This window comes from Anaeromyxobacter sp. K (genome assembly GCF_000020805.1).
GTDB lineage: Bacteria > Myxococcota > Myxococcia > Myxococcales > Anaeromyxobacteraceae > Anaeromyxobacter > Anaeromyxobacter dehalogenans.
Genome location: NC_011145.1, coordinates 2509267 through 2531656 on the forward strand (window position 1 = coordinate 2509267; position 22390 = coordinate 2531656).

General features: G+C 73.8%; 17 protein-coding genes. 2 read left to right on the top strand and 15 right to left on the bottom strand.

Features of this window, described 5'->3' with window-relative positions; genetic code table 11:
* The 4 genes from mdh to ANAEK_RS11215 all read right to left on the bottom strand — a co-directional run bounded on the left by mdh (position 1) and on the right by ANAEK_RS11215 (position 4312).
* Positions 1 to 939 carry a malate dehydrogenase gene (gene mdh / locus ANAEK_RS11200; RefSeq protein ID WP_012526260.1) on the bottom strand — a complete coding sequence of 313 codons (939 nt, stop codon included), beginning with the start codon at positions 937 to 939 and terminating at the stop codon, positions 1 to 3.
* A gap of 31 nt (positions 940 to 970) precedes the next feature.
* Positions 971 to 2284: an NADP-dependent isocitrate dehydrogenase gene (gene icd / locus ANAEK_RS11205; RefSeq protein WP_012526261.1), complete on the bottom strand. Its 1314-nt coding sequence runs from the start codon at positions 2282 to 2284 to the stop codon at positions 971 to 973.
* Between the two features lie 143 nt (positions 2285 to 2427).
* Positions 2428 to 3102, bottom strand: coding sequence for a carbohydrate deacetylase (locus ANAEK_RS11210; protein ID WP_012526262.1), 675 nt, complete (start codon positions 3100 to 3102; stop codon positions 2428 to 2430).
* A gap of 64 nt (positions 3103 to 3166) precedes the next feature.
* Positions 3167 to 4312: a PAS domain-containing sensor histidine kinase gene (locus ANAEK_RS11215; protein ID WP_012526263.1), complete on the bottom strand. Its 1146-nt coding sequence runs from the start codon at positions 4310 to 4312 to the stop codon at positions 3167 to 3169.
* Between the two features lie 144 nt (positions 4313 to 4456).
* Here ANAEK_RS11215 and ANAEK_RS11220 point away from each other — a divergent pair, with 144 nt between their 5' ends.
* Positions 4457 to 4993 (top strand): bifunctional nuclease family protein, encoded by a 537-nt coding sequence (locus ANAEK_RS11220; protein ID WP_012526264.1) that lies wholly within the window; start codon positions 4457 to 4459, stop codon positions 4991 to 4993.
* A 3-nt stretch (positions 4994 to 4996) separates the two neighbouring features.
* On the opposite strand, the gene ANAEK_RS11225 is transcribed toward ANAEK_RS11220, so the two are convergent.
* Genes ANAEK_RS11225 through lepA form a run of 8 tightly spaced genes read right to left on the bottom strand, consistent with a single transcriptional unit; the run spans position 4997 to position 12953 of the window.
* Positions 4997 to 5698 carry a hypothetical protein gene (locus ANAEK_RS11225; protein ID WP_012526265.1) on the bottom strand — a complete coding sequence of 234 codons (702 nt, stop codon included), beginning with the start codon at positions 5696 to 5698 and terminating at the stop codon, positions 4997 to 4999.
* Positions 5695 to 6816 (bottom strand): glutamine-hydrolyzing carbamoyl-phosphate synthase small subunit, encoded by a 1122-nt coding sequence (gene carA / locus ANAEK_RS11230; RefSeq protein ID WP_012526266.1) that lies wholly within the window; start codon positions 6814 to 6816, stop codon positions 5695 to 5697. The genes ANAEK_RS11225 and carA overlap by 4 nt, the downstream gene beginning before the upstream one ends.
* Positions 6813 to 8114, bottom strand: a complete 1302-nt coding sequence (locus ANAEK_RS11235) for a dihydroorotase (protein ID WP_012526267.1) — start codon at positions 8112 to 8114, stop codon at positions 6813 to 6815. Before ANAEK_RS11235 ends, carA begins: the two co-directional genes overlap by 4 nt.
* A gap of 30 nt (positions 8115 to 8144) precedes the next feature.
* Positions 8145 to 9086 (bottom strand): aspartate carbamoyltransferase catalytic subunit, encoded by a 942-nt coding sequence (locus ANAEK_RS11240; protein WP_012526268.1) that lies wholly within the window; start codon positions 9084 to 9086, stop codon positions 8145 to 8147.
* Entirely contained in the window at positions 9083 to 9619 is a 537-nt protein-coding gene (gene pyrR / locus ANAEK_RS11245) for a bifunctional pyr operon transcriptional regulator/uracil phosphoribosyltransferase PyrR (protein ID WP_012526269.1), read from the bottom strand. The genes ANAEK_RS11240 and pyrR overlap by 4 nt, the downstream gene beginning before the upstream one ends.
* A 9-nt stretch (positions 9620 to 9628) precedes the next feature.
* On the bottom strand, positions 9629 to 10102 hold the full coding sequence (locus ANAEK_RS11250) for a hypothetical protein (protein ID WP_012526270.1): 474 nt from the start codon (positions 10100 to 10102) through the stop codon (positions 9629 to 9631).
* 18 nt (positions 10103 to 10120) lie between these two features.
* A complete protein-coding gene (gene lepB / locus ANAEK_RS11255) occupies positions 10121 to 11140 on the bottom strand; it encodes a signal peptidase I (protein WP_012526271.1) in 1020 nt (339 codons plus the stop codon).
* A gap of 7 nt (positions 11141 to 11147) precedes the next feature.
* Positions 11148 to 12953 (bottom strand): translation elongation factor 4, encoded by a 1806-nt coding sequence (gene lepA, locus ANAEK_RS11260; RefSeq protein ID WP_012526272.1) that lies wholly within the window; start codon positions 12951 to 12953, stop codon positions 11148 to 11150.
* 480 nt (positions 12954 to 13433) lie between these two features.
* On the opposite strand from lepA, the gene ANAEK_RS11265 reads away from it, so the two are divergent.
* Positions 13434 to 16211: a vitamin B12-dependent ribonucleotide reductase gene (locus ANAEK_RS11265; RefSeq protein ID WP_012526273.1), complete on the top strand. Its 2778-nt coding sequence runs from the start codon at positions 13434 to 13436 to the stop codon at positions 16209 to 16211.
* 210 nt (positions 16212 to 16421) lie between these two features.
* On the opposite strand, the gene ANAEK_RS11270 is transcribed toward ANAEK_RS11265, so the two are convergent.
* Genes ANAEK_RS11270 through ANAEK_RS11280 form a run of 3 tightly spaced genes read right to left on the bottom strand, consistent with a single transcriptional unit; the run spans position 16422 to position 22224 of the window.
* A complete protein-coding gene (locus tag ANAEK_RS11270) occupies positions 16422 to 19823 on the bottom strand; it encodes an error-prone DNA polymerase (RefSeq protein ID WP_012526274.1) in 3402 nt (1133 codons plus the stop codon).
* Positions 19824 to 19838: 15 nt separating this feature from the next.
* Positions 19839 to 21548, bottom strand: coding sequence for a DNA polymerase Y family protein (locus ANAEK_RS11275; RefSeq protein WP_012526275.1), 1710 nt, complete (start codon positions 21546 to 21548; stop codon positions 19839 to 19841).
* Positions 21538 to 22224, bottom strand: coding sequence for a hypothetical protein (locus ANAEK_RS11280; RefSeq protein ID WP_012526276.1), 687 nt, complete (start codon positions 22222 to 22224; stop codon positions 21538 to 21540). The genes ANAEK_RS11275 and ANAEK_RS11280 overlap by 11 nt, the downstream gene beginning before the upstream one ends.
* Positions 22225 to 22390: the final 166 nt, after the last annotated feature.

The window sequence follows — 22390 nt, forward strand, 5'->3', positions numbered from 1 at the left end:
CTACAGCTTGGTCTCTGCGACGGACTTCTTCACGCTGTCCACGGACCGCTGGAGCATGGCGCGCTCGTCGTCGTTCAGCTCGACCTCGAGCACCCGCTCCACGCCGCCGGCGCCGATCACCACCGGGACGCCGACGAAGAGGCCCTTCACCCCGTACTGGCCCTCCAGCAGCGCCGAGCAGGGCAGCACCCGCTTCTTGTCGCGCAGGTACGCCTCCGCCATCGAGATCGCCGCGGCGGCCGGCGCGTAGAAGGCCGAGCCGGTGCCGAGCAGCGCGACGATCTCGCCGCCGCCCTTGCGCGTGCGCTCGACGATGGCGTCGAGCCTGGCCTTGTCGAGCAGCCGGGTGAGCGGCACGCCGGCGACCGAGGAGTAGCGGAGCAGCGGGACCATGTCGTCGCCGTGGCCGCCGAGCACCATCGCCTGCACGTCCTGCGGCGAGACCCCGGCCGCGTCGCCCACGAAGTACTGGAAGCGCGCGGTGTCGAGCACGCCGGCCATGCCGACCACCCGGTTCTTGGGGAACCCGGTGACCTTGTACATGGCGTACACCATCGAATCGAGCGGGTTCGTGATGACGATGACGAACGCGTTCGGCGCGTACTGCTTGATGCCGTGCGCGACCTTGGTGATCGCGTCGAGGTTCACCTTGAGGAGATCCTCGCGGCTCATGCCGGGCTTCCGCGGCACGCCCGCGGTCACGATGCACACGTCGGCGTCGCGGATGACCGAGTAGTCGGTCGTGCCGCCGCCGGTCACGTCCACGTCCCACTTGCCGACGCCGCGCGTCTCCTGCAGGTCGAGCGCCTTGCCCTTCGCGACGCCCTCCATGATGTCCACCAGGACGACGTCGCCGAGCTCCTTCTGGCCGGCCAGGAGCGCGAGCGTGCCGCCGATCTGTCCCGCGCCGATGAGCGCGATCTTCTTCCGCTGGGCCATGTGGTCTCTCCGGGGTTGGGAAGCCGCTACGCTACATGTGCCTGATGATCTCGTCGCCGAACTCGGAGCACTTCACCTCGACCGCGTCCGTCACCCCCTCGGCCTTCATGAGGCGCGCGAAGTCGTAGGTGACGCGGTGGCCCGCGATGGCGCCGTCCACGCCCTTGACGATGAGATCGGCCGCCTCGTTCCAGCCGAGGTGCCGGAACATCATCTCGCCCGAGAGGATCATCGAGCCCGGGTTCACCTTGTCGAGGTCGGCGTACTTCGGCGCGGTGCCGTGGGTGGCCTCGAAGATGGCGTGGCCGGTGACGTAGTTGGCGTTGCCGCCGGGCGCGATGCCGATGCCGCCCACCTGCGCCGCGAGCGCGTCGGAGAGGTAGTCGCCGTTCAGGTTCGGCGTCGCGACCACGTCGAAGTCCTCGGGCCGGGTCAGCACCTGCTGCAGCGTGATGTCGGCGATCGCGTCCTTGACCAGGATGCGGCCCTCGGCGACGGCGGCCTGCTTCTCGGCGTTCGCCGCCTCCTCGCCGCGCGAGGCCTTGGTGCGCTCCCACTGCTCCCAGGTGTAGACGCGGTCGGCGAACTCCCGCTCGGCGAGCGCGTAGCCCCAGTTCCGGAACGCACCCTCCGTGAACTTCATGATGTTGCCCTTGTGCACGAAGGTGACGCTCCGGCGCCGCTCGCGGACGGCGTACTCGAGCGCCGCGCGGACGAGCCGCTCGGTCCCCTCGCGCGAGACCGGCTTCACGCCCACGCCGGACGTCGCCGGGAAGCGGATCTTCCGGTACTCCTTCGGGAACTCCTGCTCGAGGAACGCGAGCAGCTTCTTCGCCTGCTCGGAGCCCGCCTCCCACTCGATCCCGGCGTAGATGTCCTCCGTGTTCTCCCGGAAGATCACCATGTTCACCTTCTCCGGGCGCTTCACCGGAGAGGGCACGCCGCGGAACCAGCGCACGGGGCGGAGGCAGACGTAGAGATCGAGGAGCTGCCGCAGCGCGACGTTGAGCGAGCGGATGCCGCCGCCGATGGGCGTGGTGAGCGGCCCCTTGATGCCGATGAGGTACTCGCGGAACGCCTGGATCGTCTCGTCCGGCAGCCAGTTGTTGAACTTGGTGAACGCCTTCTCGCCGGCGTAGACCTCGGTCCAGGCGATCTTCCGGCGGCCGCGGTAGGCCTTCTCCACCGCCGCGTCGAGCACGCGCACGCTGGCGCGCCAGATGTCGCGGCCCGTGCCGTCGCCCTCGATGAACGGCAGGATGGGCCGGTCGGGAACGTTCAGCTTCCCGTCGACGAGCGAGATCTTCGCTCCATCCTTCGGGACCACCGGCTTCGCGTCCGCCATGACGAGCGTCCTCGCGTTGGGGAGAGGTGGAGCCGGGGTCTTAGCATCGCGCCGCGTGGGGTGTAAAGGCGCCGACCGCTCCAACATTTGGAATTCGCGGCACTTTACACGACTGTCGCGGTCGATGTTGGCCCGTCCACGGGTCACCCCTGAGAAGGGCGTCCCACGGCCGACCAGCCGCAGAGACGGAGGTTTCGCGCCTCCACGCGCGCGCGTGCGCGGGGGCTGCAGAGCGCCGCGAGCTCGATCTCGCGCTCGGCCCCGAATGAGGTGCGGGCGTGGCTCGGGGCGTGACCCGGGTGCGCCATCAGCTCGGTCACGCCCTCCCCCACCGCGTCCAGGGCCGCGAGCAGCGCGTCCTCGGTCCAGGCCGGGCGCCGCGACGCGTCCCCCAGGAACGCGTCGGCGGTCGCCACCCCCGCCGCGCGGAGCGCCGCGCGCATGGCCGGGTCGATGGACCGCACCGGCAGCGCTCGAGCGGCCGCCACCGCGCAGAACGCCTCCCGCACCGCCGGCGCGGCGTGCGCGTGCTTGTGGCTGTCGAGGTGCGTGGGCGGGGCGCCGCGCAGCGCCTCGAACCGGTCGAGCTGCCGCCGCAGCGCCGCCTCCGCCCCGGCCCGCCCGGCGCCCGGGTCGACGACGGCGTGCAGCCCGAGCTCGAGCGAGCGCGGCGCGCCGGCGAGCGCCGCGGCCGCGAACGGCGTCTCGACCATGGCGGTGGCGCTCGTGACCAGCCCGCGCGCGTGCGCCTCGAGGATGCCCCGGTCGATCTCCGGGTCGTAGCCGAGGTCGTCGGCGTTCACGATCAGCCAGCGCATGGCGACGCCCGCGACCGTCGCGCGCCCGGTCCGCGGAGTCAAGCGCGGCGCCGCCGCATCGCGCTCAGTGGAGGTCGCCGGGCTGCGGCTCCTCCGCGCCGGCGTCCGGGCGGGCCTCGGGACCGGACGCCGGCGGCTGGCGCGGCAGGTCCACGGTGAACGTGGCGCCGGCGCCGGGCTCGCTCGTCACGTCGATGGTGCCGCCGTGCGCCTCCACGATCTGCCGCGCGATGTAGAGCCCCAGCCCGAGCCCGCCGAAGTTCTGGGCCGGCACGCCGCGCGCGAAGCGGTCGAACACCCGCGCCTGCTGGTCCTGCGCGATGCCGATGCCCTGGTCGCTGACGCGCAGCCGCGCGGTGCCGTCGTCGCCCGCGACGTGCAGCGCGATGGGCCGCCCCTGCCCGAACTTGGCGGCGTTCACGAGCAGGTTGGCGATCACCTGCTCGAGCCGGGTGCGGTCCCAGGCGCCAGTCACCGGCTGCAGGTCGAGCGCGAGCTTCGACCCGGAGCGCTCCAGATCGCCCACCGCGTGGCCCGCCGCCTCTCGCGCCACCTCGGCCAGGTCGAGCGGCTCGCGCCGGAGCTCGATCTTGCCGAGGCGCATGCGCGAGACGTCGAGCAGCTCACCCACCAGCGCGCCCAGGCGGCGCGTCTGCCGCTCCAGCGTCTCCAGCCGCTCCACCACCACCGCCGGCAGCCCCTCGCCCGAGCGGAGCGCGGCGCGGTGGAGCAGCTGGAGCTGGAGCTGGAGCGCGGTCACCGGGGTGCGCAGCTCGTGCGAGGCCACCGACAGGAACTCGTCGCGCTCGCGCACCTCCTCCTGCGCCCGCCGCCACAGCCGCGCGCGCTCCTCGATCTTCCGCCGCTCGGTCGCGTCGCGCACGGCCGCAATCACGCAGGGGCGCCCGTCCACCAGGATCGGCGACAGGCTGATCTCGGCCGGGAACTCGGCCCCGTCGTGACGCAGCCCGGAGAGATCGAGGCCGAGCCCCATGGGGCGCGTGCGCGGCGCCGCCTGGTACGCCGTCCGGTGCACCTGGTGCATGGTCCGGTAGCGCGCCGGGAGCAGCAGCTCCACCGGCCTGCCCACCAGCTCCTGGCACCGGTAGCCGAAGAGGCGCTCGGCGTGCGCGTTCACGAAGACGATCGCGCCGGCGTCGTCGGCGATGACCATGGCGTCCGGCACCGAGTCGAGCAGGGAGAAGTCCACGCCGCCCTCTGAGATGCGGCGTCCGGCGCGCTCCGTGAAGTCCCGCGCCCTCCCGGTGCGAGCCCGCGCTCGCCCGCCCGCCCCGGCCCCGCGGGCCGGCGGAGCCCACCTTCAAGGTGGTCCCGCGGCGGACCCGGAGCGTCCATGCGAGTCAGCGCCTCCCTCTCCATCCCGTGGTTCGTGCTCATGACGGGCCTGGCCGGGATCTCCGCGCACGCGGCGCCGCCGCCCGCGGCGCGCGTCGAGCTGGAGGTCGCCGGGGTGCTGCCCATGCCGGAGGGCGCCGCGTCGATCCTGGTGCTCCGGGAGAAGGGCGCGAAGAACCTGCTGCCGCTGGTGGTGCCGGGCGCCCAGGAGCACGACCTCGGCCGGCGGGTGCGCAGGGATGCGGCCCCGGGCCTGCTCGCCGAGACCATCCGCGCGCTGGGCGGGCGCGTGCGCGAGGTGGAGATCGCGTCGGCGGACGAGGGCCCGGGGGGCGCGCGGGTGCGGCTGGTGCAGGGGGCGCGGCGGCTCGAGCTCCCGGGCGCGGCCTCCGAGTCGGTCGCGCTCGCGGTCGCGGCGGGCGCGCCGATCTTCACCAGCCGCCGGGTGATGGACGAGTCGGGCCTGTCGCCGGACGAGGTGGACCGGGCGCGCGAGCGGGCCGCGCGCGACGCCCGGGAGCCGCAGCGGATGTAGCGGCTACTGCGCGCTCGGCTCGCCGGGCGGGCGCGCCGGGCGCGGGGTCGGCAGGCGCGACTCCGCGGCGAAGTCGTAGATCGACTCGAGCCGGACGTTCCGGTAGCGCTCCAGCTTGAACGCCATCCGCGAGAGCGTCGCCAGGAACTCCTTCACGTCCACCGTGCCGCCCTTGCCCGCCGCCTTGCGCAGGCGCTTCACCTCTGCGTGGATGGCCTTGTGCGCCTCGCGCGGGTGATACAGGAACGCGCCGGAGAAGTAGAGCGCGCCCTGGAACGGGAGCAGCCGCGCCTCCAGCACGTCGCCCTTGTCGAGCCCGGCCACGTGGCGCCGCTCGGTGACGTCGTAGTCACCTGCGGTGAACACGTCCCGCAGCCGCAGCAGGCCGTCGCGGATCTTGCGGACCTCGAACAGCCCGTGGACGTTGCGCGCCAGGTCCTGGTACGCCGCCAGCTCCTCCGGCGAGAGCGACGGCCCCTCCGCCTCGATGAACCGCTCGATGGTGGTGCCGGTGCCGCCCGCGGGCCGGTAGTCGTACAGGTAGAAGTCGAGCATCCCGTTCAGCCGGGGCTCGTAGGTGCGATCCTCCTCGTGCGGCTCGCCGTAGCGGTCGAAGTGGAACCGGCGCGCGGCGAGGAGCTCCTCCTTGCGCGCGCCGTCGGTGGCCCAGGCGAGCAGGCGCTCGTGCAGCAGCTGCAGCGTCATCGAGACCGCTCCATCATCGCCACGAAGCGCGCGAACAGCGGGCGCGCGTCGTGCGGCCCGGGCGACGACTCCGGGTGGTACTGGACGCTGAACGCGGGCGCGTCGAGCACCTCGATGCCCTCCACCGTCCCGTCGTTCAGGTTCACGTGGGTGACCCGGGCGCGCTTGCCCAGGCTGGCGTCGTCCACGGCGAAACCGTGGTTCTGGGCGGTGATGTCCACCTTGCCGGTGTCCAGCTCCTTCACCGGCTGGTTCGCGCCGCGGTGGCCGAACTTCAGCTTGTAGGTGCGCGCGCCGATGGCGAGCGCGAGGATCTGGTGGCCGAGGCAGATGCCGAACACCGGCACCTTGCCGAGCAGCGCCGCCACGGTCTCGCGCGCGCCGGCCACCGCGGCCGGATCGCCCGGGCCGTTGGTGAGGAACACGCCGTCCGGCCGCAGCGCCAGCGCCTCCGCGGCGCTGGTCCGCGACGGCACCACGGTCACGCGGCAGCCGGCCTCGGCCAGCAGGCGGAGCATGGCGCGCTTCAGGCCCCAGTCGTACGCGACCACGTGGAAGCGCGGCCTGCCGAGCGGCGCGCGCTCCGCGTCGGTCCATCGGTCGGCGCCCTGCTCGGTCCACTCGTACGGGGCCGCCGTCGAGATGCGGGTGGCGAGGTCCTGCCCCTCCATCCCGGGCAGCGCGCGCGCCCGCTCCACCAGCGCCTTCGCGCTCCCCTCGGTGGCGATGACGCCCATCTGCGCGCCGGCGGTGCGGATGTGGCGGGTGAGCCGCCGGGTGTCGATGCCGGAGATCCCGACGATGCCGTGCGCCGCGAGGTACGCGTGGAGGCTCCGCTCCGCGCGGAAGTTCGACGGCTGCTCGGCGGCGTGGCGCACGATGAAGCCGGTGGCGTGCGGGCGCGCCGACTCCTCGTCGGCGCGGTTCACGCCGTAGTTCCCCTGCTCCGGATACGTCATGCAGATCATCTGATCGACGTACGACGGGTCGGTCAGGATCTCCTGGTACCCGGTCATGGAGGTGTTGAAGACGACCTCCCCCGTGGCCTCGCCGGTCGCGCCGAGCGAGAACCCCTCGAAGGTGGTGCCGTCCGCCAGCGCCAGGATCGCCTGCTTCATCGGTCTGCCTTGCCCTCCTCGTGGACGATCCGGCCACCCACGATCGTGTGCGTGCAACGCCCGGCGAGCCGCCTTCCCTTCCACGGCGTGTTGCGGCCCTTGGAGTGGAGCCGGGCCGGGTCCACCGTCCACTCCGCGGCGGCGTCGAGCACCGCCACGTCCGCGGCCGCGCCGCGCGCCAGCGTGCCGGCGGGCAGCCCGAACGCCCTGGCCGGCCCCACGGTGAGCGCCTCGACGAGCCGGCGCTCGGTCAGCGCGCCCTCCCGCACCAGGCCCAGGCAGACCGAGAACGCGGTCTCCAGCCCGACGATGCCGTTCGCGGCGGCGTCGAACTCCACGTCCTTCTCCACCGCGGAGTGCGGCGCGTGGTCGGTGGCGATCGCGTCGAGCGTGCCGTCGGCGAGCCCCTCGCGGCAGGCGCGGACGTCCTCCGCCGAGCGCAGCGGGGGGTTCATCTTGAAGTCGGTCGAGTAGCCCGAGGCGCCCACGTCGTCGTCGGTGAGCGCGAGGTGGTGCGGGGTGACCTCGCCGGTGACCGGCAGGCCGCGCCGCTTCGCCTCGCGGATGGCGCGGACCGCGCCGGCGGTGCTGACGTGCGCCACGTGCAGCCGCCCGCCGGTCAGCTCCACCAGCGCGATGTCGCGCAGCACCATCACGTCCTCGGCCTGGGACGGGATGCCCTTCAGGCCGAGCCGCGTCGCGGCGGCGCCCTCGTGCATCACGCCCTTGCCCACCAGGTGCAGGTCCTCCTCGTGCACCGTGAGCGGCAGGCCGAACGCGCGCGCGTACTCCAGCGCGCGGCGCATCAGCGCCGACGACATCACCGGCCGCCCGTCGTCGGAGAGCGCCACGCAGCCCGAGGCCTTCAGCTCGCCGTACTCGGCCAGCTCCTCGCCGTTCGAGCCGCGGGAGATGGCGCCCACCGGGTAGACGCGGGCCAGGCCGGCCGCTGCCGCGCGCGCCAGCACGAGCTCGGTCACCGCGGCGCAGTCGTTCACCGGCTTCGTGTTCGGCATGGCGCACACGGCCGTGAAGCCGCCCGCCACCGCCGCCCGCGCGCCGGTCGCGACCGTCTCCTTGTACTCCTGCCCCGGCTCGCGCAGGTGCACGTGCAGGTCCACGAACCCCGGCGTCACCCACCGGTTCCGCGCGTCCACGGCGCGGGCGTCGCGCGGGCGCTCCACCCGCTCGGCCACCTCCGCCACCTTGCCGTCGCGGATCACCACGGTGCGGACGCCGTCCACGCCGCTCGCCGGGTCGATGACCCGGCCGCCCTCGATGAAGAGCACGTCAGACATCGCGCCTGCCTCCCGTCCCGAGCCGCGCCGTCACGCCCTGGCCTCCTCGCCCGCGCCGCCCGCGAGCAGGTACAGGATCGCCATCCGGACCGCCACCCCGTTCTGCACCTGGTCCAGGATCACCGAGCGGGGCCCGTCCGCCACCTCGGGGGAGAGCTCCACGCCGCGGTTGATGGGGCCGGGGTGCAGGATCACGCAGGAGGGCTTCAGCCAGTCCGCCGCCTTCTTCGCGTTGAGGCCCCACACCTTCGAGTACTCGCGCGTGCCGGGGATGAGCGGGTCGCCGATGCGCTCGTGCTGGATGCGCAGCATGATGACCGCGTCCGCGCCGTCCACCGCCTCGCGCAGGTCGGTGTGGACGGTGGCGCCGAGCCGCTCCACGCCCGCCGGCATCATGGTGGGCGGCCCGCACAGCCGGACCTTCGCGCCCAGCTTCGGGAACGCGTGCAGGTCGGAGCGGGCCACGCGCGAGTGGCTGACGTCGCCGACGATGGCGACCGTCTTGCCCTCCAGCGTGCCGAGCTTCTCCCGCAGCGTGAAGCAGTCGAGGAGCCCCTGGCTCGGGTGCTCGTGGGCGCCGTCGCCGGCGGAGACCACCGAGCAGCCCACGTGCTCGGCCACGAGGCGGGGGGCGCCGCCGGCCGAGTGCCGGATGACGAGCACGTCCGGGCGCATCGCCTCGAGGTTCCTGGCCGTGTCCACCAGCGTCTCGCCCTTGGTGACCGACGAGGAGGAGGACGTCCAGTTGAGCGCGTCGGCGGACAGGATCTTGGCGGCGGTCTCGAACGAGCTGCGGGTGCGGGTGGAGGCCTCGAAGAAGAGGTTCACCACCATCTTGCCGCGCAGGCTCGGGACCTTCTTGATCGGCCGCTGCAGGACCTCCTTCATGGAGGCGGCGAGGTCGATGACCTCGAGGATCTCCTCGCGGGAGAAGTCCTCCAGCGCGATGCAGTGCTTGTGTCGACCGATCACGGCGCCCTCCTCGGCTTGACCACCACCGCGTCCTCGGGCGCGCCCGACTCCACCAGGCGCACCTGCACGTCGTCCCGGTCCGAGACCTCCAGCCGCGCGCCGGCGAAGTCGGCGGCGATGGGCAGCTCGCGCCCGCCGCGGTCCACCAGCACCGCCAGCCAGACGCGGCGGGGGCGGCCGAAGTCGACGATCTCGTCGAGCGCCGCGCGCACCGTGCGGCCGGTGTAGAGCACGTCGTCCACCAGCACCAGGGTCTTGCCCTGCACCGGGAAGCGCACGTCGGTCGGGCCGATCACCGGGGCCGCGCCCTGCTCCGCGAGGTCGTCGCGGTAGAGCGCGATGTCCAGCGTCCCGAGCGGCGGCTCGGCGCCGAGCTCCCGGGCCAGCTCGCGGCGGAGCCGCTGGGCGAGGTGCACCCCGCCCCGCCGGATGCCCACGATGGCGACGTCGCCGGCCGCGCCCGCCGCGCGGGCACGCTCCGCGATGTCGCGGCCCAGGCGTCGTACCGCTCGTTCGATCTCCGCAGCGTTCATGCGCCCCCCCTACCGCGATGGACCCCAGTCCGGGATGGAGATGTCCTGCGTGAAGTCCACCGTGAACGACTTCTCCACGGTTCGATCCAGGTACGGCAGCTCCACCACGCGAACGTACTCGAAGGCCACGTGGAGCGTGGGCGCCGGGCCGCTCGTGTCGCGCTCCCAGACCAGGTCGCCGGGCTCGAGCGCCACGGCCGGCACGGTGGCCGGCGCGCCGCGCTCGTCCACGATCTGGTCGGTGGCGAGCATCTCCAGGCGGCGGATCATCTCGGTGCGCAGCCGCTCGTCGTCGCGGTCCTTCACGGCGCGGTTCATGAAGTCCCGCACCACCTGCCGCGCCTCGAAGTCCACGACGTAGACGGGGACCCAGACCCAGGCCAGGTAGCCACCGCCCAGCAGCGCAGCGAGGATCGCGGCCGTGACCCACGTGATCTGCCCGCGCGCGGAGCGCGGCAGGGAGGACGGGGAGAGGCTGGGCATCAGGGGGTGTTTCTAGCGCTAGTCGATGGGTTTGAAAAGCCGGTCGAGCCGGAGGCCTCCTGCGCCCCGCGGCCACAGGCCCCCGTCCCCCCAGCTCCAGAAGACCAGCGCGGCGCGGCCGCGGATGTGGCCCACGGGGACCTGCCACCCGCCCATCCCCCGGCTGTCGGCCGAGAGATCGCGGTTGTCGCCCATCACGAACACATGCCCGGGGCGGACCACCTCGAACGGCCCCTCGCGCGAGGCGAGGCGCGCCCGCCGGCACTGGAGCACGTCGTAGCTCGCCACCCCGTCGGCGGCGGCCGCCTGCCAGCTCGACTCGGCGTCGCCGGGGAGATCGCCCCGGGGCGGGAGGATGGGCCCCTTGGCGAGCGCCTCCCGGTAGCGGCGGCAGCGCTCCGCCAGCGGCTCGCCGGTGGACGGGCTCCGCTCGGCGTAGGCGTACTCGCCGGCCGCCGCGCGCGGCTGCGGGACGCCGTTCACGTAGAGGACCTGCTCGCGGATCTCGATGACGTCGCCGGCGACGCCCACCACCCGCTTCACGTAGTCGCTGCTCGGGTCGCGCGGGTTCTCGAACACGATGACGTCGCCGCGCCGCGGCGCGCCGGTCTCGACCAGGCGCAGGTGCGTGAACGGGAGCCGCACCGCGTAGGCGACCTTGGAGACGAAGATGTAGTCGCCGACCACCAGCGTCGGGACCATCGAGCCGGACGGGATCCGGAACGCGTCGAGCACGAACGCGCGGACCAGGAGCGCCAGCACCACCGCGAGCGCGATGGACTCGGCGTACTCGCGCCACCAGGGCTTGACCCGCGCCGCGAGGTGCTCCTCCCAGAGCGCGTCCAGCCTGCGGAGCGCGGCGGAGAGCGCGTCCGGCTCCCCGCCCCGCGCCGCGGCGGTCACCTCGGCGGCGGCCGCGTCCACCGCGCCGCGCGCGTCGCCCAGGGCGCGGCGGTGCCGGGCGGCCAGCCGGCGGGCGTCGCGCGCGAAGCGGAGCGCGTCGCGGCGCGCGCGCGCCAGGCGGGCGGCGTCCGCCACGGCGGCGCTACTCCTCCACCTTCAGGACCGCGAGGAACGCCTCCTGCGGGATCTCCACCGAGCCCACCTGCTTCATGCGCTTCTTGCCCTCCTTCTGCTTCTCGAGCAGCTTGCGCTTGCGCGAGATGTCGCCACCGTAGCACTTCGCGAGGACGTTCTTGCGGAACGCCTTCACGGTCTCACGCGCGATCACCTTGGCGCCGATGGCCGCCTGTATGGCCACCTCGTACATCTGCTTCGGGATCACCTCGCGCAGCCGCTGGCAGAGGTCGCGCCCGCGCTGGTACGCGCGCTCCCGGTGGACGATCACGGAGAGCGCGTCGACCGGCTCGCCGTTGATGAGGATGTCGAGCTTGACGAGGTCCGCCTCCTCGTAGCCCTTCAGCTCGTAGTCGAGCGAGGCGTAGCCGCGCGACACGCTCTTCAGCTTGTCGAAGAAGTCGAACACCACCTCGGCGAGCGGGATGTCGTAGGTGATCTGGACGCGCTTGGTGCCCAGGTACTTGAGGTCGCGCTGCAGGCCGCGCCGCTCCTGGCACAGCTTCAGGATGGCGCCCACGTCCTCGGTGCGGGCGTGGATGTGGCAGGTGAGGTGCGGCTCCTCCAGCTTCGCGATCTTCTGGACCGGCGGGAGCTTGGCGGGGTTGTCGATCTCCTCCACCGCGCCGGAGGTGTCGGTCACCCGGTACACCACCGAGGGCGCGGTCGTGATGAGCGCGAGCTGGTACTCGCGCTCCAGCCGCTCCTGCACGATCTCCATGTGCAGCAGGCCGAGGTAGCCGCAGCGGAACCCGAAGCCGAGCGCCTGCGACGTCTCCGGCTCGTAGGTGAAGGCCGAGTCGTTGAGCGAGAGCTTCTCCAGCGCGTCGCGGAGCTGCTCGTAATCCGCCGCCTCGATGGGGAAGACGCCGGAGAACACCATCGGCTTCACGACCTTGAAGCCGGGGAACGGCTCCTCGGTGGGCCGGGCCGCGTCGGTGATGGTGTCGCCCACCTTGGCGTCGTGGACGTCCTTCACGTTCGCGACGACGACGCCCACCTCGCCGGCCTGCAGCTCGCCGACCGCCTTCGCGAACGGCGCGAAGACGCCCAGCTCCTGGACCTCGAACTCCTTGCGGTTCGACCAGAGCCGGATCTTCTGCTTCGGGCGGACGGTGCCCTCGAACACCCGCACCAGCATGACCACGCCGCGGTACGAGTCGTACCAGGAGTCGAACACGATCGCCTTCAGCGGCGCGTCGGGATCGCCCTCCGGCGCCGGCACCCGGTGCACGATCTGCTCGAGGATCTCGCCGATGCCGATCCCCTCCTTGGCGGAGGCGGGCACCGCGTCCTTCGCGTCGAGGCCGATGACCTCCTCGATCTCCTGGCGGACGCCCTCGACGTCCGCCGACGGGAGGTCGATCTTGTTGATGACCGGGACGATCTCCAGGTCGTGGTCGAGCGCCTGGTAGACGTTCGCGAGCGTCTGCGCCTCCACGCCCTGCGTCGCGTCCACCACCAGGATGGCGCCCTCGCAGGCCGCCATGGAGCGCGAGACCTCGTACGCGAAGTCCACGTGCCCGGGGGTGTCGATCAGGTTCAGCTCGTAGTCGCGGCCGTCCTTCGCCCGGTACTTCATGCGGACGGTCTGGGCCTTGATCGTGATCCCGCGCTCCCGCTCCAGCTCCATGTTGTCGAGGAACTGGGCCTGGGCCTCGCGCTTGGTCACGGTCCCGGTGTGCTCGAGGAGGCGATCGGCGAGCGTGGACTTCCCGTGATCGATGTGGGCGATGATGGAGAAGTTGCGGATGTGTGAGTTCTTTTCGGCCATCGGGGCGGCAGGCTTTTAACACGGCGGCGGCGGGGGGACCACGGCGCCGGTCCCCGCGCCGGACGCTCCCGCTTCCGGACGATATCGGCGCGCCCCTTCACCGAACGTGCGACACCCTACTGGGACCACGGCTCAGAAATATCCGTATCTTGTGTTGATATACATGTACCCCACCATATGTTGTGGTCAGCCGTTGACTCTCGGCGGGCGCTTGCTAGCATGTCTCCTGGTTCCGCGGGGGCGCGGGACGGGGAGGACGGGCGGGATGGCGGCGGGGTGGGTGCGACGATTGAGCAGTCCTTCTGCCGGCTTGGGGGCGAAGCCGGCGTTCATGTCAGACCATCGCGATTAGGTAGACCTCCGGTTCACTGACGCGGGCCGGCCGGAGGAAGAGGGCTGAACGGGTGCCGATATCGGCACCCGTTAGGGGACGCTGTTTGCCTCGGACCGGGGGACGGTCTCGAGCGGAGGTGGAAAGCGATGATGGAGCGCGAAGTGACGGGTCACAGGCCGCGGGCGTCCAAGTCCGCGAAGAAGGTCGTGAAGAAGGGTCTCTCGGTGGAGCGGTACTTCACCACCCCGGGCGTCGATCCGGCCGAGGAGCTCGCGTGGGAGACGCGGACAGCCGCGATCACCGGCGAGGGCGGCGCGACCATCTTCGAGCAGAAGGACGTGGAGGTCCCGAAGAGCTGGTCCCTCCTCGCGACGAACGTCGTCGCCTCCAAGTACTTCCGCGGCCAGCTCGGGACCCCGGCGCGCGAGCGCTCGGTCCGCCAGCTGGTGTCCCGCGTCGTCGAGACCATCGGCGCCTGGGGCCGCAAGGACGGCTACTTCGCGACCGAGGGCGACGCCGTCGCGTTCGAGGCCGAGCTCGCGCACCTCATCTACCGGCAGAAGATGAGCTTCAACTCGCCGGTCTGGTTCAACGTCGGCGTGGAGGAGCACCCGCAGTGCTCCGCCTGCTTCATCAACGCCGTCGGCGACTCGATGGACTCGATCCTGAAGCTCGCCCACACCGAGGGCATGCTCTTCAAGTACGGGTCCGGCACCGGCTCCAACCTGTCCAAGATCCGCTCCTCCAAGGAGCGGCTGTCCGGCGGCGGCGAGGCGTCCGGCCCGGTCTCGTTCATGCGCGGCTTCGACGCGTTCGCCGGCGTCATCAAGTCGGGCGGCAAGACCCGCCGCGCCGCGAAGATGGTGATCCTCGACGTCGATCACCCGGACGTGGTCGAGTTCGTGAACTGCAAGGCCGACGAGGAGAAGAAGGCCTGGGCGCTCATCGAGGCCGGCTACGACGGCGGCTTCAACGTGCGCGGCGGCGCCTACGACTCGGTCTTCTTCCAGAACGCCAACCACTCGGTCCGCGTCACCGACGCGTTCATGCGCGCGGTGCTCGAGGATCGCGAGTGGAAGCTCACCGCCCGCACCGACGGGCAGGCGCTCGAGACGATCCGCGCCCGCGACCTGATGCGCCAGATCACCGAGGCCGCCTGGCTGTGCGGCGATCCGGGCATGCAGTTCGACACCACCATCAACGCCTGGCACCCCTGCCCGAACACGGACCGCATCAACGCGTCCAACCCGTGCTCGGAGTACATGTTCCTCGACGACTCGGCCTGCAACCTGGCGTCGCTGAACCTGATGCACTTCCGCTCGATCGAGGGCGGCTTCGACGTCGAGTCGTTCAAGCGGGCGGTGGACCTCACCATCCTGGCGCAGGAGATCCTGGTCTCGAACGCCAAGTACCCCACCCCCGCCATCGGCAAGAACAGCGAGGAGTACCGGCCGCTCGGGCTCGGCTACGCGAACCTCGGCGCGCTCCTCATGGCGAGCGGCCTGCCCTACGACTCCGACGGGGGCCGGGCCTGCGCCGCGGCCATCACCGCGCTCATGACCGGCGAGGCGTACGCGATGAGCGCCCGCATCGCCGACCGGATGGGCCCGTTCGCCGGGTACGAGAAGAACCGCGACCCGTTCCTCGGCGTGATCCGCAAGCACGCGCAGCACGTCGACCTCGTCGACCCGACGCTGGTCGAGCCCGGCCTGCTCGCGGCCGCGCGCGACGCCTGGGGCGACGCGCTCCGCCAGGGCATGGAGAGCGGCTACCGCAACGGCCAGGTGACCGTGCTCGCGCCCACCGGCACCATCGGCTTCATGATGGACTGCGACACCACCGGCATCGAGCCCGACATCGCGCTCGTGAAGTACAAGAAGCTGGTGGGCGGCGGCATGCTGAAGATCGTGAACAACACGGTCCCGCTCGCGCTGCAGCGGCTCGGCTACTCCTCCGAGGAGATCACCTCGGTCCTGCAGTTCATCGACGAGGTGGAGACCATCGAGGGCGCCCCCGGGCTCCGCCCCGAGCACGCGGCGGTGTTCGACTGCGCGTTCAAGGCGCGCAACGGCACCCGCTCCATCCACTACATGGGCCACATCCGCATGATGGGCGCGGTCCAGCCGTTCCTGTCCGGCGCGATCTCGAAGACGGTCAACATGCCGACGTCCGCGACGCCGCAGGACATCGAGAACGCGTACCTCGAGTCCTGGAAGCTGGGGCTGAAGGCGGTCGCCATCTACCGCGACGGCTGCAAGCGGAGCCAGCCGCTCAACACCGGCAAGGAGCAGGAGGAGAAGAAGGACGCGGTGGAGCCGCGCCTCGCCCGCCGGCGCCTGCCGGACGAGCGCCGCTCGATCACGCACAAGTTCTCGATCGGCGGCCACGAGGGCTACATGACCGTCGGCATGTACGACGACGGGGCGCCCGGCGAGGTGTTCATCACCATGGCGAAGGAGGGCTCGGTGGTCTCGGGCCTGATGGACAGCTTCGCCACCGGCATCTCGATGGCGCTGCAGTACGGCGTGCCGCTGAAGGTGCTCTGCGACAAGTTCAGCCACACGCGGTACGAGCCGTCCGGCTTCACCGGCAACCCGGACATCCCCATCGCGAAGTCGGTCACCGACTACATCTTCCGCTGGCTGGCGCTGAAGTTCCTGCCCAGCGAGGAGGGCTCGGTGGTGTCGCCGCCGCCGCTGATGACGCCCGGCCAGGCGCCGGCGCGCCACGGCTCGTCGGAGCAGACCGTGGTGGTGAAGTCGCTGCCCGCGACGAACGGCGCGATGAACGGGGCGAACGGCGTGAACGGCGCCCACGTCACCGACACCGACGCCCCGCCCTGCCCGACCTGCGGGTCGATCACGGTGCGGAACGGCGCCTGCTACAAGTGCGTGAACTGCGGCTCGACCACGGGCTGCAGCTAGCGCGTCGACTCCCGGCCCGCTCCTCCCGAGCGCCGCGCCGCGGTGGTGGCGCGGGGTCGAGGGATGAGCGCGGATGCGGGCCAGCCGGCTGCCCTCACTGCCGCTGAACGGCGCCCGGGACCTCGGTCCCGGGCGCTTCTCTTTTGCGCGTCGCTCGGTCACCCCCGCTCGTCCCGAGCCCGTCGAAGGACGAGATCGAGGTCGGGCGCGTCAGTGGAAGTCCCGGGCGCGCGCGCCCGTGGCGGGGGCGAGCGCGAGCGGGGCCACCGAGTCCACCCGCACGTTCACCACCTTCCCGCTCCGCTCCACCCGCCCGCGCGCCAGCAGGAACGGCGCCCCGCGGACCACCGGCCGGAAGCGCTCGTACACGTCGGGCATCACCACCAGGTTCGCGATCCCGGTCTCGTCCTCCAGGCTCACGAAGACGATGCCGCGGGCGGTCTCCGGCCGCTGCCGGACGATGACCAGCCCCGCCACCTCGACCGGCGCGCGATCCGGGAGCCGCCCCAGCTCGCGGGCGGTGCGGATCCGGTCGCCGCCCAGCCCGGGCCGCACCAGCGCCATGGGGTGGCCGCGCACCGACAGGCCGGTGGTGGCGAAGTCGGCCGAGACCTCGTCGGCGGCCGAGGCGGCGGGGAGCGCCACCTCGGGCTCCGGCGGCGCCAGGCCCGCGAACAGGTCGCCGCCGTCGGCCTCCACCGCCAGGCTGCGCCACACCGCGTCCCGCCGATCGGGCGCGAGCGCGCCGAGCGCGCCCGCCTCCGCCAGCCGCACCAGCCAGGCGCGGGAGAGCCGGGCGCGGCGGACCAGCTCCGCCACCGAGCCGAACGGCCCGGCCGCCCGCGCCTCGAGGATGGCCTCGCCCACCGCGCGCGGGAGGCCGCGGACGGCGTGCAGCCCCACGCGCAGCACCGCCGTCTCCCCCGGCGCGGCCGGCCGCCCCGGCGCCGCGCCCTCCAGGCTGCTCTCCCAGCCGCTGCAGCCGACGTCCACCCCGCGCACCTCCACCCCGTGCCGCTTCGCGTCCTCCACCAGCGTGTGCGGCGCGTAGAACCCCATGGGCTGGCTGTTCAGGAGCGCGCAGGCGAACGCGGCCGGGTGGTAGCGCTTCAGCCAGGCCGAGGCGTAGACCAGCAGCGCGAACGAGGCCGCGTGCGACTCCGGGAAGCCGTACCCGGCGAACCCGAGCAGCTGCTTGAAGATCTCCTCCGCGTCCGCGCCGGAGATGCCCCGCTCCGCCATCCCGGCCACGAGGCGCGCCTTCATGGCGGCGAGCTTCTCGTGCGAGCGGCGGTGCGTCATCACCCGGCGCAGCTCGTCCGCCTCGCCCGGCGTGAACCCCGCCGCGATCACCGCGAGGCGCATGGCCTGCTCCTGGAACAGCGGGACGCCGAGGGTGCGGGCCAGCACCGGCTCGAGCGGCGCGTATGGGTAGCGGACCTGCTCCTTGCCGTCGCGGCGGCGCAGGTAGGGGTGGATCATGCCGCCCTGGATCGGCCCGGGCCGGATGATCGCGACCGAGATGACGAGGTCGTAGAAGTTGCGCGGGCGCAGGCGGGGGGCGAGCGACATCTGCGCCCGCGACTCGACCTGGAACACGCCGATGGAGTCGGCGCGCCCGAGCATCTCGTACACCTCGGGGTCCTCGGCCGGGATGGTGGCGAGCGCGTCGGGGTGCGGCACCGCGGTGGGCGAGGCCGGCGCTGGCCGGTGGCGCGCGAGCAGCGCCAGCGCCCGGGAGAGCGCGGTGAGCATGCCCAGGCCGAGCAGGTCCACCTTGAGCAGGTCCAGCTCGGCGAGGTCGTCCTTGTCCCACTGGACGATGGTGCGGCCGGGCATGGCGGCGGGCTCGATGGGCACCGTCTCGCAGAGCGGCCGCCGCGTGATGACGAAGCCGCCCACGTGGATGGAGAGGTGGCGCGGGAAGCCCTGCAGCTCGCGCGCGAGCGCGAGCGTCATCCGCACCCGCTCCGAGTCCGCCGCGTCGAGGCCGGCCTGGGCGAGGAGCTCGGGCCCCACCTGCCCCAGGTCCTCGTAGGTGCCGATGAGCTTCGCGAGCCGGTCCACCTGGCCGAGCGAGAGCCCGAGCGCCTTCCCCACGTCGCGGAGCGCCGACTTGCCGCGGTAGGTGATCACCTCGCACACCATGCCGGCCCGGTCGCGGCCGTAGCGCTGGTACACGTACTGGAGCACCTCCTCGCGCCGCTCGTGCTCGAAGTCCACGTCGATGTCGGGCGGCTCGCCGCGCTCGGCGGAGATGAACCGCTCGAACAGGAGCCCCATGCGCACCGGGTCGATCGAGGTGATGCCGAGCACGTAGCAGACCGCGGAGTTGGCCGCGCTGCCGCGCCCCTGGCAGAGGATGCCGCGCGAGCGCGCGAACCGGACCACGTCCCACACCGTGAGGAAGTAGCTCGCGTACCCGAGCGACTCGACGAGCTCGAGCTCCCGGGCGAGCTGCCGGGCCACGTCCTCCGGCGGCTCGCCGCCGTAGCGCCAGCGCGCGCCCTCGCGCACCAGCTCGCGAAGCAGCGACATCCCGGCGAGCGCGCCGTCCCGGTCGGTGGCCGCGGCCGCGGCCGCGCCACCGCCCGCGCCCGCAGCAGGGAGGCCGGGCCCGGAGGCGGCGCACCCCTCGATCGCGGGCGCGGCCGGGCGCTCCGCCGGGAGCGAGGCCCGGAGCGAGAGGCTCGGCGTGGCGGTCCGCGCGCCCTCCCGCGCCGCCTGCGCCGGGCTGGAGGTCGCGACCTCGACGCCGCCGGCGAGCGCGCCGCGCTCCACCACCACCGGCGGCAGCGGGTGCTCGCCGCGGATCGCCTCCATGCGGAAGCGGCACTGGTCGGCGATGTCGGCCGCGGCCGCGAGCCCCTCGGGGAAGTCGCTCCACAGCCGCGCCAGCTCCTCGGGACCCTTCAGCGTCCGCTCGGCGTTCGGGAACAGCCGCCGCCCGGCCCGGTCCACGGTGGTGCCGTGGCGCACGCAGGTGAGCACGTCCTGCAGCACCTGCCGGGCGCGCGCGTGGGTGTGGACGTCGTTCGTCACCGCCACCGGCACCCCGAGCCGCCGCCCCGCGGACCGGGCGGCGAGCACGCGCGCCTCCTCGCCGGCCACCCGGTGCCGCGCCACCGCGAGCGCCGCCCGGCGACCGAACGCGTCCTTCAGCCGCGCGACCGCGTCGCCGTCGGCCCCCGGGTACAGCGCGAACAGCCCTCGCGCGCCGGCCGCGACCGCCTCGAACGGCACCGCGACCGCGTCCCGCTCGCGGCGCTCCGGCGCGCCGGTCCAGCCCTCGCCGCAGTGCGCCCGCGTCACCAGCCGGCACAGCCCCGCGTAGCCCTCGCGATCCTGGGCGAGCAGCACCAGCCGCGCCGGCCGCCCCGGCGCGAGGCCGGCGACCACCAGCTCCGCGCCCACGATGAGCGGGAGCCCCTGGCGCTTCGCCTCGGCGTGCGCCCGGACGATGCCGTACAGCCCGTTCACGTCGGCGAGCGCGAGGGCCGACAGCCCGAGCTCGGCCGCGCGCCCCACCAGCTCCTCGGGGTGGCTCGCGCCCTCCAGGAAGGAGAAGCAGGACTTGCAGCGGAGCTCGGCGTAGCGGGGAGCGTGGGACATGGCGCGCCTCGGCGATCAGTCGAAGAACCCGTGCAGCCACAGCCGCCCGTCGGCGCCGTCGCGGTACACCCAGCAGTCGCCGAGCCCGTCCAGCCGGACGCGGTAGTAGTCGCGGTCGAACCCGCCGGCCCACCACTCGCCGCGCAGTCGCTCCGGGCCCTCCAGCGCGAGCACCGCGCGGTCGCGCCCGCCCACCCGCAGCGCGGTGAGCCGGCCGCCCTCGCCCTCGGCGACCACCTGCTCCGGCGCGGCGAGCAGGCGGGTGGGCCGGAACGCGCCGGCAGGGTCCTGTCCGCTCGCGTCGCTCCCTCGCTCGGGGTTCGACGGGCTCACGCCGAGCGGATCCGCGGTCCCGCGCTCCCCGAGCCCGTCGAAGGATCGCCCCATGCCCGTCGAGGGGCGAACGCCCCCCGCGCCCGTCGAGCGAGCCCGCCCCGCACCCGTCGAACGAGCCTGCCCCGAGCCCGCAGGGGAACGCGGCCGGAACGGCACCGGCCGGTAGGCGCCCTCCGGGCGGTAGCGCGCCACCGGCTCGGCCGCGAACAGCGCGCCGTCGCCGAGCCGCACCGCGAGACGCGCCAGCACGCCCTCCAGCGCGGCGACCGCCTCCGGCCGGTCGCCGAACGCGAGCTGCTCGGCGGCCACCGGCGCGACCTCGGCGGCCACGAGGCGCAGCGCCGTCACCGCGCCGGGCAGCCGCAGCGCGAACAGGTGCTCCTTCACCGGGACGAGCCAGCGCGCCGCCGACGCGCTGGGCTGCGAGAGCGGCACCTGGATCCGCTCCTCGCCGCGCGGGTCGAGCGCGAGCACGAGGCGCAGGCGCGTCGCGCCGAGCCCGCGCCCGGCCAGCCGCGCCGCCACCCGATCCGCGAGCCGCTTCAGCCCGAACAGCAGCGGCTCGGCGCTCTCCGCCGGCGCCTCCAGCTCCAGCGACTCCTGGGGGAGCGTCTCCGGCACGTGCGGCACGAGCGGCGACACGTCCTCGCCGCGGGCCAGCCGCGCCGCGCGCACGCCCTCCGGCCCGAACCGGTGCGCGAGCGTGCCCTCCGGCAGCCGCGCCAGCGCGCCCGCGTCCCCCACCCCCACCGCCGCCAGCCGGCCGGCGACCGCCGGCGCCAGCCCGAGCGCCGCGAGCGGGAGGCCCGCCAGCGCGGCCGCCGCCGCAACGCCCCCGGGCGCGACCCCGTGGACCGCGCCGTCGAAGCGCCCGTGCCGCGCCAGGGCCGTCGCCGGCCCTCGCCCGGTCGCCACCACCGCGCGCGCGGCGTAGCCCATGTCCACGGCGGCCTGCACCGCCCGGCGCGCCAGCCGCTCCTCGCCCGGCCCGAACGCCGCCGACGGCGCGCCCGCGCCGGGGCCGGCCGCGAGCAGGCGCGCGGCGCCCGCATCCAGCAGCAGCGCGTCGGGCGCCACCACCTCGACGGCGGGGGCGATCCCGAGCAGGACCTCGGCGAGCGCCCGCAGCGCGGCGAGGTCGGCGGCGGCGTCGCGCACCACCGTCTCGAGCCGTCCGCAGGCGGCGAGCGCCTCGGCCGCGGACTGGCCCGGCCGCACGCCGGCGGCGCGTGCGGCCGGGGTACAGCACACCACCCGCCCTTCCTCGAGGACCGCGAGGAGCGCCGCGAGCCCGCGGGCGGAGCGCTCGCGCCCGCGCAGGACGCGCTGGAGCGGGAGATCGGGGAGCTGCAGCGCCACCACCCGCGGGGCGACCGGCTCACGCGGCATGGCTCGCCCTCCCCGCCACCGCGCCGCCCATCGCCCGGCGGGCCACCACGCGCCCGCCCTCGCACGAGAGCTCGAGCCGGAGCGTCGCGGGCACCCGCAGGGCGGCACGGCGGGGCGCGAGCCACAGCCCCACCGATCCGCCCTTCTCCGCCGCGGCCTGGAGCCGCCGCGCCATCGCGTCCGCGCCGTGCGCCAGCCGCGCCGCCGGCACGTCCACCACCACCGCCGCGAACGCGCCCGAGGCGAGCAGCGCCTCGGCGGCCCACAGGGCCGTGACCGCCGGCGCGCGCGCCGCGTCGCCGTCGCGCGCCGGCGACGACCCTGCGCCCGGCGCCGAGCCGGCCGCGGGCCGCACCACGAGCAGCCGCGCGAGATCCACCCCGCGCGCCGCCGCGGCGGGCGGGTAGAGGTCCCCCCGGACGTCCACCCACGCGGACAGGTCTTCCGGGCCGAGCCCCGCGACCAGCGAGAGGGCGACCGCCGTCTTGCCGCTGGCCGGCCCGCCCGCGAGCTCGCACAGGGCACCGCGCGGGAACCCGCCGCCCGGCAGCGCCGCGTCCACCTCCGGCAGGCCGCTCGGGACGCAGCCCTCCCGACGCGCCGGGCGGCGCTCGATGCGGCGGATCTCGTCGCGCAGGTGCGCGAGGACGAGGTGACGTTCCCTGGGCTGCGACATGGCCGGAGGCTCCTGCCCGCAACTTAGCTGCTCGCATGTTCAGGTAGCAAGGCGGTCTGACACGGGGGCCGGCGGGCGGCCCGCGGCGCGGCGAGCGAGGGCCTCAGCCCTGCGCAACTGCCCGTGCGCACGGCACTTCCTGCGCCTTTCTCCCCGGGGCGGAACC

What these genes read in the sequence shown, in the direction of transcription:
- ANAEK_RS11275 (WP_012526275.1), bottom strand. Translation starts at nt 21,548, where the DNA reads ATGCCGCGTGAGCCGGTCGCCCCGCGGGTGGTGGCGCTGCAGCTCCCC.
- ANAEK_RS11265 (WP_012526273.1), top strand. Translation starts at nt 13,434, where the DNA reads ATGATGGAGCGCGAAGTGACGGGTCACAGGCCGCGGGCGTCCAAGTCC.
- ANAEK_RS11280 (WP_012526276.1), bottom strand. Translation starts at nt 22,224, where the DNA reads ATGTCGCAGCCCAGGGAACGTCACCTCGTCCTCGCGCACCTGCGCGAC.
- ANAEK_RS11220 (WP_012526264.1), top strand. Translation starts at nt 4,457, where the DNA reads ATGCGAGTCAGCGCCTCCCTCTCCATCCCGTGGTTCGTGCTCATGACG.
- ANAEK_RS11235 (WP_012526267.1), bottom strand. Translation starts at nt 8,114, where the DNA reads ATGTCTGACGTGCTCTTCATCGAGGGCGGCCGGGTCATCGACCCGGCG.
- pyrR (WP_012526269.1), bottom strand. Translation starts at nt 9,619, where the DNA reads ATGAACGCTGCGGAGATCGAACGAGCGGTACGACGCCTGGGCCGCGAC.
- icd (WP_012526261.1), bottom strand. Translation starts at nt 2,284, where the DNA reads ATGGCGGACGCGAAGCCGGTGGTCCCGAAGGATGGAGCGAAGATCTCG.
- ANAEK_RS11210 (WP_012526262.1), bottom strand. Translation starts at nt 3,102, where the DNA reads ATGCGCTGGCTGATCGTGAACGCCGACGACCTCGGCTACGACCCGGAG.
- carA (WP_012526266.1), bottom strand. Translation starts at nt 6,816, where the DNA reads ATGAAGCAGGCGATCCTGGCGCTGGCGGACGGCACCACCTTCGAGGGG.
- ANAEK_RS11225 (WP_012526265.1), bottom strand. Translation starts at nt 5,698, where the DNA reads ATGACGCTGCAGCTGCTGCACGAGCGCCTGCTCGCCTGGGCCACCGAC.
- lepA (WP_012526272.1), bottom strand. Translation starts at nt 12,953, where the DNA reads ATGGCCGAAAAGAACTCACACATCCGCAACTTCTCCATCATCGCCCAC.
- ANAEK_RS11250 (WP_012526270.1), bottom strand. Translation starts at nt 10,102, where the DNA reads ATGCCCAGCCTCTCCCCGTCCTCCCTGCCGCGCTCCGCGCGCGGGCAG.
- mdh (WP_012526260.1), bottom strand. Translation starts at nt 939, where the DNA reads ATGGCCCAGCGGAAGAAGATCGCGCTCATCGGCGCGGGACAGATCGGC.
- ANAEK_RS11270 (WP_012526274.1), bottom strand. Translation starts at nt 19,823, where the DNA reads ATGTCCCACGCTCCCCGCTACGCCGAGCTCCGCTGCAAGTCCTGCTTC.